This window comes from Coleofasciculus sp. (assembly GCF_046565525.1).
In the GTDB taxonomy this organism is placed as follows: domain Bacteria; phylum Cyanobacteriota; class Cyanobacteriia; order Cyanobacteriales; family Coleofasciculaceae; genus Coleofasciculus.
Genome location: NZ_JBKHUP010000263.1, coordinates 1 through 1,034, shown reverse-complemented (window position 1 = coordinate 1,034; position 1,034 = coordinate 1). Strand labels below are relative to the sequence as shown.

The window sequence follows — 1,034 nt, the reverse complement described above, 5'->3', positions numbered from 1 at the left end:
TACAGCATTTCTCAGTCTAGTGAGGTACAGTAGCAACAATGAGTAAACCATCCTTTGATGTCATCTAAAGAAACTTGGCTAAATGCTTCTTCTATCGCTTTGGCTAAGTCCGGATATGTCCTGGCTTCCATAGCTCGCAGTATCGATTTAATTTTTGAGAAGCAATTTTCAATCGGGGAAAAATCTGGAGAATAGGGAGGTAAATAAATTAGTGTTGCTCCCGCCTCCTGAATTAATGATTCAATCGTTTTTCCCAGATGGATAGAGCAGTTGTCAAGAATAACACAGGCTCCAGACCAAAGATACGGCACTAATTTACGAGCGATAAAGGCTTCAAAAGTGAGACCATCAATGGCACCTAGAAGACTTACTTGAGTGACAACACCTTGTAATCCTAAAGCGCTAATGATAGAAACATTTTTTCCCCTTGTCTGAGGTCTCTTCCCGTGGGCTCGTTGACCTTTAGGCGAACGAGCCGACAAGCGAGTTAAAGCCAGATTGACCCCTGATTCATCAATAAAGATAAGGTTCTCGGCTAGAAAGCTTTGAACCAGTTGCCAAAACTTTACCCGCTTGTTCTGGGTGCGTTCAGTTTCTTTCTCATCGGCGTGGAACGTTTTTTTTTAACAGTGATATTTAATTTTTTGAGCATTCTATCGACGGTCGTGCGACTGAGGCGAACTCCGATTTCTCTTTCCAAGAGGGTTTGGAGTTCCTCCAAGGTGGCATCATTCCGCTGTTGCACCAATTGTCGAAGCACCGCTAGCTGCTCAGTACTCAGTAAAGTTGGTGTTTGTTGGGTTCGCTTTTTAGGAGCAAGGGAACCCGTTTCACGGTACTGCTTCAAGAGTTTTTCGATAAAGCTTTTCGCCACTCCAAACCGCTTGGCTAGACGCCGTTGTGAAATCGGTTCACTTTGGTAGATATCGATAATTTTCTTACGGAAGTCTAAAGAATATGGTTTCAAACCGATGAACCCTCTGAGAGCAAAAGTCCTACCCTAAATGTACCTCATCAGCGTGGGAAACGCTGTA

At 43.6% G+C, this 1,034-nt stretch carries 1 protein-coding gene; it reads right to left on the bottom strand.

What is annotated here, in order from left to right; translation table 11 throughout:
• Nucleotides 1-11: 11 nt before the first annotated feature.
• Nucleotides 12-967, bottom strand: a protein-coding gene (locus ACLGGO_RS35615; RefSeq protein ID WP_446422857.1) for an IS630 family transposase whose coding sequence is annotated in 2 segments (ribosomal slippage) — nucleotides 12-625 and nucleotides 625-967 — 957 coding nt in all. Because the reading frame shifts where the segments join, the coding sequence is not laid out codon by codon here.
• Nucleotides 968-1,034 lie beyond the last annotated feature (67 nt).